General features: G+C 70.7%; 8 protein-coding genes. 3 read left to right on the forward strand and 5 right to left on the reverse strand.

Annotated elements, in window-relative coordinates:
• Positions 1–160: 160 nt before the first annotated feature.
• Positions 161–766 (reverse strand): TetR/AcrR family transcriptional regulator, encoded by a 606-nt coding sequence (locus ADL08_RS32660; protein ID WP_053649487.1) that lies wholly within the window; start codon positions 764–766, stop codon positions 161–163.
• Between the two features lie 83 nt (positions 767–849).
• Here ADL08_RS32660 and ADL08_RS32665 point away from each other — a divergent pair, with 83 nt between their 5' ends.
• Positions 850–1,599 carry an SDR family oxidoreductase gene (locus tag ADL08_RS32665; RefSeq protein ID WP_053649489.1) on the forward strand — a complete coding sequence of 250 codons (750 nt, stop codon included), beginning with the start codon at positions 850–852 and terminating at the stop codon, positions 1,597–1,599.
• A 185-nt stretch (positions 1,600–1,784) separates the two neighbouring features.
• On the forward strand, positions 1,785–2,570 hold the full coding sequence (gene nagB / locus ADL08_RS32670) for a glucosamine-6-phosphate deaminase (protein ID WP_053649491.1): 786 nt from the start codon (positions 1,785–1,787) through the stop codon (positions 2,568–2,570).
• A 91-nt stretch (positions 2,571–2,661) separates the two neighbouring features.
• Here nagB and ADL08_RS32675 read toward each other — a convergent pair whose 3' ends face one another.
• The 4 genes from ADL08_RS32675 to ADL08_RS32690 form a co-directional block, all read right to left on the reverse strand.
• Positions 2,662–4,185 carry a glycoside hydrolase family 3 protein gene (locus tag ADL08_RS32675; protein WP_053649493.1) on the reverse strand — a complete coding sequence of 508 codons (1,524 nt, stop codon included), beginning with the start codon at positions 4,183–4,185 and terminating at the stop codon, positions 2,662–2,664.
• A gap of 8 nt (positions 4,186–4,193) precedes the next feature.
• Positions 4,194–5,060 (reverse strand): carbohydrate ABC transporter permease, encoded by an 867-nt coding sequence (locus ADL08_RS32680; protein WP_078968185.1) that lies wholly within the window; start codon positions 5,058–5,060, stop codon positions 4,194–4,196.
• Positions 5,057–6,079 (reverse strand): carbohydrate ABC transporter permease, encoded by a 1,023-nt coding sequence (locus ADL08_RS32685; RefSeq protein ID WP_053649495.1) that lies wholly within the window; start codon positions 6,077–6,079, stop codon positions 5,057–5,059. Before ADL08_RS32685 ends, ADL08_RS32680 begins: the two co-directional genes overlap by 4 nt.
• A gap of 137 nt (positions 6,080–6,216) precedes the next feature.
• Positions 6,217–7,512 (reverse strand): extracellular solute-binding protein, encoded by a 1,296-nt coding sequence (locus ADL08_RS32690; protein ID WP_053649498.1) that lies wholly within the window; start codon positions 7,510–7,512, stop codon positions 6,217–6,219.
• A gap of 493 nt (positions 7,513–8,005) precedes the next feature.
• Here ADL08_RS32690 and ADL08_RS32695 point away from each other — a divergent pair, with 493 nt between their 5' ends.
• Positions 8,006–8,770 (forward strand): GntR family transcriptional regulator, encoded by a 765-nt coding sequence (locus ADL08_RS32695; protein ID WP_053649500.1) that lies wholly within the window; start codon positions 8,006–8,008, stop codon positions 8,768–8,770.
• Positions 8,771–8,957: the final 187 nt, after the last annotated feature.

Below are 8,957 nucleotides of genomic sequence, written 5' to 3' on the forward strand. Positions count from 1 at the left end.
CGGCCCGCGGGTGTTTCCGGGGCCGCCACCGAGACCCTCGTACGCCCCCTCGGCCCGCGGGTGCCCCCGGAGGGCCCGTCACCGAGACCCGCGTACGCTTCCGCGGCCCGCGGGTGTTTCCGGGGCCGTCACCGAGGCCCCCGGACGGCCTCCCCCGGGCCTACTCCCCCGCCTCCGCCGGCCAGGCGCGCATCGCCGCCTCGGCCACGGCCGCGAGCTCCTCCGCCGTCGCCCCGTCGCGGGCCTGCTGGGACATGCCCTGGAGGACGGCGCCGCTGAAGCGGGCGAGGGCGTGCGGGTCCGTGCCGGCCGGGAGCTCGCCGGACTCCACTCCCCGGCGGATCCGGTCCTCGAAGAAGGCCAGGTTGGCGTTCCTGCGGTCGCGCAGGGCCTCCTCGACCTCGGCGGTCGAGCAGTTGGCCGCGGCGGAGATCACCAGGCAGCCGCGGGGGTGCCCGGACTCGGTGAAGAGCCCGGCGGCCTCGCGCAGCATGCGCCCGACGGCGCCCCGGGCGGTCGGCTCCTCCGCGAAGGCGCGGCCGCCGTAGGCGCCGTACGAGAGCACGTACGCCTCGACGACCTCCTCGAAGAGGGTCCTCTTGTCGCCGAAGGCCGCGTAGAGGCTGGGCGCGCTGATGCCCATGGCGCGGGTGAGGTCGGAGACGGAGGTCGTCTCGTAGCCGTGCTCCCAGAAGGCCATCGTCGCCTGCTCCAGGGCCGTGGGCCGGTCGAAGGAGCGGGGGCGGCCGCGCTGTCTCGTCACCATGGAGTGAATTCTATAGCGGACGCTACGGAACTGGGGTACGGTCTTTTCATAACGACCGATACAGATATGGGGGGGGCGTCGCCATGGGCGTGCTCACGGGGAAGACGGCACTGGTCACGGGCGCGAGCCGGGGCATCGGGCGGGGGATCGCCGAGCGACTGGGGCGCGACGGGGCGCGGGTCGCGGTGCACTACGGGACGAACGGGGCGGCGGCGAAGGAGGCGGTCGCGGCGATCGAAGCGGCCGGCGGCGAGGCGTTCGCGCTCGGCCAGGAGCTGGGGGTGCCGGGGGACGCGGCGGCGCTCTGGGCGGCCTTCGACGCGCGGGCGGACGGGCTGGACATCCTGGTGAACAACGCGGGGATCGGCGCGTCGGCCCCCTTCGCGACGATCGCCGAAGAGGAGTTCGAGCGGGTCTTCGCGGTGAACACGAAGGCCCCGTTCTTCCTGGCGCGGCTCGGCGCGGAGCGGCTGCGGGACGGGGGCCGGATCGTCAACGTGTCGACGGGGCTGGCGAGGACGGCGCTGATGCCGGACCTGATCGCCTACTCGATGTCGAAGGGGGCGCTGGACGTCCTCACCCGGGACCTGTCGAAGCTGCTGGGCCCCCGCGGGATCACGGTCAACTCGGTGGCGCCCGGGATCGTGGCGACGGACAACACGGCGTGGCTGGAGGGTGACGAGGAGGCCGGTGCGCGGGCGGCGGGGTACTCGGCGCTGGGCGGGATCGGAAGCACGGCCGAGATAGCCGACGTGGTGGCCTTCCTGGCCTCGGACGACGCGCGGTGGGTGACGGGGGCCTGGATCGACGCCACGGGGGGTTCGCTGACCTGAGCCGCCGGGGCCGCGTGGCCGGGGTCCGAGTGGCTGGCGGGGTGGGTGCGGCAGACGATGGGAGCGGGGCCGTCCGGGGGGCGGAACGGCATGAGGGGGACGCCCCTCCTCTGCTAGATTTGCCCTTAGATTGGTCTATACCACAGGACCCCTTCCCAGCCCCTCACCAGATCGGCAGGCACAGCGTGGAAGTTGTCATCGTCAAGGACGCCAAGGCGGGCGGCGAGCTCATCGCGGACGGCATCGCCGACCTCCTGCGCCGCAAGCCCGACGCGCTGCTCGGCGTGGCCACCGGCTCGACTCCGCTGCCCATCTACGACGCCCTGACCGCCCGGGTGGGGGCGGGCTCGGTGGACGCCTCGCGGGCCCGGATCGCGCAGCTGGACGAGTACGTCGGCCTCCCCGCCGGGCACCCGGAGTCGTACCGCTCCACCGTGCTCCGGCAGGTCGTCGAGCCGCTCGGGCTCTCCCCGGAGGCCTTCATGGGGCCCGACGGTTCCGCCGAGGACGTCCAGGCGGCCTGCGAGGACTACGACCGGGCCCTGCGCGAGGCCGGCGGCGTGGACCTCCAGATCCTCGGCATCGGCACCGACGGGCACATCGGCTTCAACGAGCCGTGCTCCTCGCTCGCCTCCCGGACCCGGATCAAGACGCTCACCGAGCAGACCCGGGTGGACAACGCGCGCTTCTTCGACGACGACATCGAGCAGGTGCCGCACCACGTCATCACCCAGGGCATCGGCACCATCCTGGAGGCCCGCCACCTGGTGCTGCTCGCCACCGGCGAGGGCAAGGCCGAGGCCGTGGCGCAGACCGTCGAGGGCCCGGTGGCGGCGCTCGTGCCGGCCTCCGCGCTCCAGCTGCACCCGCACGCCACGGTCGTCGTGGACGAGGCCGCGGCCTCCAAGCTGAAGCTCGCGGACTACTTCCGCCACACCTTCGCCGCCAAGCCGGCCTGGCAGGGCATCTGAACCGCCCCGCACCCCCGGCGGCAGCGCGAAGGGGCCCGGCACCCGAGGACGGGTGCCGGGCCCCTTCGCACAGGGCGCGTACGGGCGGGCGTCAGGCGCCGGTCCCGACGACGGCCTCGGCGGCCGCGCGGCCGCAGACCCGGGCAGCGCCGTGCGTGGCGATGTGCAGGGCACCGCGGGGCTCCGCCTCGTTGAGGCCCATCTCGACCACGACGGTGTCGGGGCGGGCCGCGAGCAGGCCGTCGAGGGCCCGGATCATCCACGGGTGCCGGTGGAGGTCGCGTACGACCGCCACGACGCGGCGCTCCCCCGCGGCGGCGAGGACGGAGTCCGCGGAGGACTCGTCGTACGAGCCGGTCTCCGTGCCGGGCAGCAGGCGCTCCAGCTCCGCGGCGATCCCCCAGGGGGTCTCGTCGCCGACCGCGAAGTTCGCGACCGGGGTGAAGGAGGCCACGTAGGGGGCGCCGGTGATCGGCGTGTACGGGCGTTCCCCGCGGGTCACCTTCAGGGCCCGGCGGGCGGCGACGAGTCCGATGTCGGCGCCGGGCGCGGTCCCCTCCTGCACTGCCGCGCCCGGCACCGATCCAGCCCCCCTGACCCGGTGCGCCTGGGTCCAGGACGCCAGGGCGCGCACGCGCGCCGCGGCGTCGGCCAGCCGCTCCTCGGGCAGTTCACCGGTCCGTACCGCGTCGACGAGCGCGTCGCGCAGCCGCAGTACGGTGTCCTCGTCGCACAGCCCGCCGCCGACGCAGATGGCGTCGGCGCCCGCGGCGATGGCGAGGACGGATCCGCGCTCGATGCCGTACGTCGCCGAGACGGCCTGCATCTCCATGCCGTCGGTGACGATCAGCCCCTCGAAGCCCAGCTCCTGGCGCAGCAGACCGGTGAGGATCTGCGGGCTCAGGGTGGCCGGGCGGTGCGGGTCGAGCGCGGACAGAAGGATATGCGCGCTCATGACCGCTTTGGTACCCGCGGCGACGGCCGCGCGGAAAGGCACCAGCTCACGGGCGTGCAGTGTGGCGAGGTCCACATCGATCCGGGGCAGCGCGTCGTGGGAGTCGACGTTCGTGTCGCCGTGTCCGGGGAAGTGCTTCGTGCAGGCCGCGACCCCGACGCCCTGGAGGCCGTCGACGTACGCCACGGTGTGCCGGGCGACCAGGTCCGGGTCCGGGCCGAAGGACCGGACGCCGATGACCGGGTTCTCGGCGTTGGAGTTGACGTCCGCGGAGGGGGCCCAGTTGAGGTCCACCCCGCACTGCGCGAGCCGGCGGCCGAGCTCGCGGGCCACGGCCCGGGTGAGCTCGACGTCGTCGACGCTGCCGAGGGCGTAGTTGCCGGGGAAGGACGAGCCCTGCTTGACCTCCAGGCGGGTGACGTCGCCGCCCTCCTCGTCGATGGCGACGAGGACGTCGTCCCGCTCGGCCCTCAGCCGCGCGGTGAGCGCGGTGAGCTGCTCGGGGGTGACGATGTTCCGGCCGAAGAGGCCGACCGACGACAGGCCCTCGCCGATGCGGCGGAGCAGCCAGTCGGGGGCGGTGGTGCCGACGAAACCGGGCTGGAGGACCGTGAGCGCGTCACGGGTCAGGGTGTCCGGAGCGTGGAGCAGTGTCGTCATGGGAGCCGTTATCCCTTCACCGCGCCGGCGGTCATTCCGCCGACGGCCTTGCGCTGGAGGAAGAGGAAGACGATGAGCACGGGCAGGGCGAAGAGCGTGGAGGCGGCCATGGTGGCGCCCCAGTCGCTGCCGAACGCGGTCTGGAACTGGGTCAGCCAGAGCGTCAGGGTCGACGACTCCTTGTCCTTGTTCAGCATGAGGATCATGGCGAACTCGTTCCAGGCGGTGATGAAGCCGAAGAGCGAGGTCGACATCAGACCGGGGGCGAGCAGCGGGAAGATCACCTTGCGGAACGCCTGGCCCCGGGTGCAGCCGTCGATCTGCGCGGCCTCCTCCAGCTCGACCGGGACGGCGGCGATGAAGCCGCGCAGGGTCCAGATCGTGAAGGGGAGGACCATCACGAAGTAGATGAGCATGAGCATCGGAATGCTGTTCAGCAGGTCGTTCTCGCGGGAGATCATGTACATCGCGATGACCATGACCTCCCAGGGGGCCATCTGCGCCATCATCACGATGAGGACGATGCCCTTGCGCCCCTTGAACCTGAGGCGGGCGATCGCGAAGCTCGCGGCCAGGGCCACGAGGAGGGCGAGCAGCACGGCGCCGACGGTGACCGTGAGGCTGTTGCGGACGTACGTCCAGAACAGGTCGACGCCGGTCGCCGTCGTGTAGTTCTCCAGCGTCGGCGTGAAGACGAAGACGGGGTCCTTCGTCATGATCTCGTGCTGCGGCTTCAGCGAGGACGAGAACATCCAGTAGACGGGGAAGACGAACACCACGGCGATGACGAGGGCGCTGAGGTTCTTGGCGATCGCGCCGACCGTGAGCGGCTTCCTGGTGCGCAGCTTCTGCGGAGTCTGGGTGGTGGCGCTCACAGCTCCTCCTCCTGCTTCAGGATCAGGCGGAAGTAGAAGGACATGACCGCGACGAGCATCACGATCGTCAGGATGGAGATGGCGGCGGCGACACCGTAGTGGAACTGGCCGACGCCCTCGATGTAGGCGTAGACCGGGAGGGTCTCGGAGCCGCGGTCGGGGCCGCCGGCGTTCATGGCGTAGACCTGGGCGAACGCCTTGAAGATCCAGATGATCTCCAGGAACGTGGTGATCATGAAGAAGGACTTCAGGTTCGGGAAGACCACGGCCCAGAAGGTCCGCCAGCCGCTGGCGCCGTCCATCTTGGCGGCCTCGTACAGCTCGGTCCCGACGGTGGTCAGGCCGGCGTACATGTTGAGGGCGACGAAGGGGACCGAGCCCCAGACGAGCAGGAGCAGGATGATGACGAGGGTGGAGAAGCCGGTCTCCAGCCAGTTGTGCTGCTCGTAGCCGGAGAAGCCCAGCGTGCGCATCACCCAGTTCGCGACGCCGAACTGCTCGTCGAAGAGCCAGCGGAAGACGGTGACGGAGGCGACGATCGGCATGGCCCAGGCGAACATCAGGGCCAGCGAGAGGACCAGGCGCATCTTCTTGCCGAGGCGGTTGAGCAGCAGGCCTATGCCGGTGCCGATCACCATGATCAGGGCGACGTTGACACCCGTGAAGACGACGCTTCGGACGGCGACGGACCAGAAGTGCGAGTCGCCGAGGAGGTCGGTGTAGTTGTCGAAGCCGATCCAGACCGTCTCGCGGGTGATGAATTCCTTCCGGTTGAGCTGCTGGAAGGAGAGCATCACGTTGCGGATCAGCGGGTAGAGCAGCAGCACCGCCATGGACAGCAGGGCGGGCGCGACGAGCAGGTACGGCAGCAGCCCGCCGGGCAGGGAGCGTCTGCCGCGTGGAGGCTGGGGGACTTCCTTCGGGCCCGAAGGAGGGGGCGGAGTCTGAGACTTCCTTGCCGCCCTTCCGGGCGCGTCCTGAGGACCGGCGGTCGCCGTCCCCTGGGAGTCCACGGTCATGGTCTTATTCCTCGCGGTTCTGGGGCTCCCGCGCCCACCGGGGCACGGCCCGGGGGAGCGGGCCGCTGATCACTGCACCACTGAGAAGCACCGGTGGTGCGGCCGGCGTGCCGCCGGCCGCACCACCGGGCTATGGATCACTGCTGGTTGATGCGCTCGTTGATGATCTTGTCGGCGGCCTCGCCGGCCTTCTTGGCGTCCTCGCCCTTCAGGACCTTGGTCATGAAGTCCTTGATCGGGTTCGGGGCGGTCTCGACGTTGGCCCAGCCCGGGGTGACCGGGGTGACCTTGCCGGAGGCGGACGAGAGGGCCATGGCCTCGGCGAAGGAGCCCGCGGCCGGCTTGAACTGCGCGGCGTCGGAGTTGGGAAGCAGCGCGCCCTCGGTGGCGGCGGCGTACTTCGTCATGAACTCCTTGCCGGCGGCGAGGGCCAGCCACTCCTTCGCGAGGTCCTTGTTCTTGGAGCGCTCGGCGATGGCGAGGTTCGAGCCGCCGAGGAAGACGGAGCCCGGCTTGTCGGCCGTCTTGCCCGGGATCGGGAAGTAACCGAAGTCGGCCGTCTTGCCGGCCTTCTTCATGGCGTCGATCGCGCCGCCGGCCTCCCAGCCGAGACCGATCCAGGACGACACGCCGCCCTTGGGAACGACGTCGGTGGACTGCTGCGGGGTCGCCTCGTCCTTGTCCTTCGGAGCGGTGGAGAAGGACGCCAGCTCCTTGTAGAAGTTGACGGCGTTGACGGCCTCGGGAGAGGCGAGGTTGCCCTTCCACTTGTCGCCGTCCTTGACCGCGAGGTCGCTGCCCTCGTCCCAGATGAGACCGGCGAGGACGTACCAGGACTGACCGGGCAGGTAGATCGCCTGCGACTTCGGGTCGGAAGCCTTGAGCTTCTTCAGACCGTCGATCCACTCGGCGCGGGTCTTCGGCGGGGTGACGCCGGCCTTCTTGAAGGCGGCCTTGTCGTAGACGACGACGCGGTTGGCGGCGTACCACGGGGCGGAGTAGAGCTTGCCGTCCAGCTCGTTGGAGGCGACCATGCCCTTGTTCCAGGCGTCGTAGCCCAGCGTGGCCTTGTCGCCGCTCAGGTCGGCGAGGCCGCCGGTGACGGCGTAGCCCGCGGTCTGGGTGTTGCCGAGCTCCAGGACGTCCGGCGGGGTGTCCTCGGAGAGGGCGGTGGTGACCTTCTCCTGGATGCCGTTCCAGATCTGCTTCTCGACCTTGACCTTGACGCCCGGGTGCTTGGCCTCGAAGGCCTTGTTCAGCTCGGCCATCCAGGCGTCCGGAGCGGAACCGTCCATGACCCAGACGGTCAGGGTCTTGTCGCCCCCGGCCGTGCCCTTGTCGCCGTCCTTGGCCTTGTCGCTGTCGGAACCACATGCAGCGATGGAGACCATCATGCCCGCGACGCCGATCGCCGCGATGAGCTTGCGCTTCACGCCACCCTCCTCAGGGATGCCTGCAACCCCCCTGCCCACCGCGCGAAGACATACGTCGGGTAATGCTCGTGGGGCTGGGACCTGGTCTTTAATGGTTTAGACCAGTACTCGGAGCTTGGCCTAGACCTTTTTGGGTGTCAAGGGTGCGCAAGAAGGGTAAGGGCGTCCGTTATCGGACCGACACCTGGTCTACGTCCGGCCACGACCGCTGGATTCACGCCAGTCGCCACCCTCCCGAAGACACCGCACGCGCCCCGGCGGACCGGAGGAGGCCCCCCGTTCCGCCGGAAGAAGCCTCTCACCTCTCGACCGGAATGGCCTAGACCAACGGGGGATATCACGGTGTATAAGAAGCAGGGAACGACTCCTCCTCGCCGAACCCGCACATATCGGCAGGAGAAACCGTGGGGGCACATGAGGCGTGCCACCATGTGAGCCGCGACAGACGGAGGAGCCGGTGACGGCAACAGCACAGGAGTCGGGAAGGCAGGCCATGGCCACGGACGCGGGCAGCACGGAGACAGAGAGCGGGACGCCCACCCGTACCGCGCGCGTGCCCAAGTACTACCGGCTGAAGCGGCACTTGCTCGACATGACCGAGACCCTGCCGCCCGGCACGCCGGTCCCGCCGGAGCGGACGCTGGCCGCCGAGTTCGACACCTCCCGCACCACCGTGCGCCAGGCGCTCCAGGAGCTGGTCGTCGAGGGGCGCCTGGAGCGCATCCAGGGCAAGGGCACCTTCGTCGCCAAGCCCAAGGTCTCCCAGGCACTGCAACTCACCTCGTACACCGAGGACATGCGCGCCCAGGGCCTGGAGCCCACCTCGCAGCTCCTCGACATCGGCTACGTCACCGCCGACGACACCCTCGCCGGACTGCTCGACATCTCGGCCGGCGGCCGGGTGCTCCGCATCGAGCGCCTGCGGCTCGCCAGCGGGGAGCCGATGGCGATCGAGACCACCCACCTGTCGGCGAAGCGCTTCCCGGCCCTGCGCCGCTCGCTCGTGAAGTACACCTCGCTCTACACCGCGCTCGCCGAGGTCTACGACGTGCACCTCGCCGAGGCCGAGGAGACCATCGAGACCTCCCTCGCCACTCCGCGCGAGGCCGGGCTGCTCGGTACGGACGTGGGCCTGCCGATGCTGATGCTCTCCCGCCACTCGCTGGACGCGCAGGGCGAGCCGGTGGAGTGGGTGCGGTCCGTCTACCGCGGCGACCGGTACAAGTTCGTGGCCCGCCTCAAGCGCCCCAACGGCTGACCGAACGCGCGGACGCGCACTCGCTCGCACACTCGCCTCCGAACGGCCGCACCCTCCGGGGATGCGGCCGTTCGGCGTTCCCGGGAGCCGCGCGGCCCGCTCCCCCGTACGGCCCGCACCCCCGTACGGCCCGCACCCCCGTACGGCCCGCAGCGCCCCCGCCCCCGTACGGCCGCACCACCCGCAC

It is taken from the genome of Streptomyces sp. NRRL F-6492, from assembly GCF_001280125.1.
Taxonomy (GTDB): Bacteria; Actinomycetota; Actinomycetes; order Streptomycetales; family Streptomycetaceae; genus Streptomyces.

What these genes read in the sequence shown, in the direction of transcription:
- ADL08_RS32665 (WP_053649489.1), top strand. Translation starts at nt 850, where the DNA reads ATGGGCGTGCTCACGGGGAAGACGGCACTGGTCACGGGCGCGAGCCGG.
- ADL08_RS32675 (WP_053649493.1), bottom strand. Translation starts at nt 4,185, where the DNA reads ATGACGACACTGCTCCACGCTCCGGACACCCTGACCCGTGACGCGCTC.
- ADL08_RS32695 (WP_053649500.1), top strand. Translation starts at nt 8,006, where the DNA reads ATGGCCACGGACGCGGGCAGCACGGAGACAGAGAGCGGGACGCCCACC.
- ADL08_RS32685 (WP_053649495.1), bottom strand. Translation starts at nt 6,079, where the DNA reads ATGACCGTGGACTCCCAGGGGACGGCGACCGCCGGTCCTCAGGACGCG.
- ADL08_RS32660 (WP_053649487.1), bottom strand. Translation starts at nt 766, where the DNA reads ATGGTGACGAGACAGCGCGGCCGCCCCCGCTCCTTCGACCGGCCCACG.